Origin of the sequence: Pseudooceanicola marinus, from assembly GCF_002786295.1 — a bacterium.
In the GTDB taxonomy this organism is placed as follows: Bacteria; Pseudomonadota; Alphaproteobacteria; order Rhodobacterales; family Rhodobacteraceae; genus Pseudooceanicola; species Pseudooceanicola marinus.
The window spans coordinates 263,274-263,495 of sequence record NZ_PGTC01000029.1 but is presented as its reverse complement, the minus strand read 5'-3'; the positions used below and the strand labels follow the sequence as shown (position 1 = coordinate 263,495).

The following is a 222-nucleotide window of genomic DNA, read 5'->3' as shown; positions in this document are numbered from 1 at the left end:
CGCCCGAGGTCGACTTCGTCATCACCAATCCGCCGTTCCGCCTGGCCGCCGAGGTCATCGCGCGGGGACTGGAGCGTGCGCGGCGCGGGGTGGCGGTCTTCGTGCGCACCGCCTTTGTCGAGGGCGTGAGCCGCTATGAGACGCTGTTCCGGGAGCAGCCCGAGGCGCTGGTGCTGCCCTTCGTGGAGCGCGTGGTGCTGTGGCGCGGGATCCTGCTGGATC

1 protein-coding gene is annotated in these 222 nt (G+C 71.2%); it reads left to right on the top strand.

The features are described 5' to 3' along the window. Nucleotides 1-222, top strand: a 222-nt coding sequence (locus CVM50_RS21860) for a hypothetical protein (protein ID WP_198431956.1), incomplete at both ends; no start/stop codon positions are given.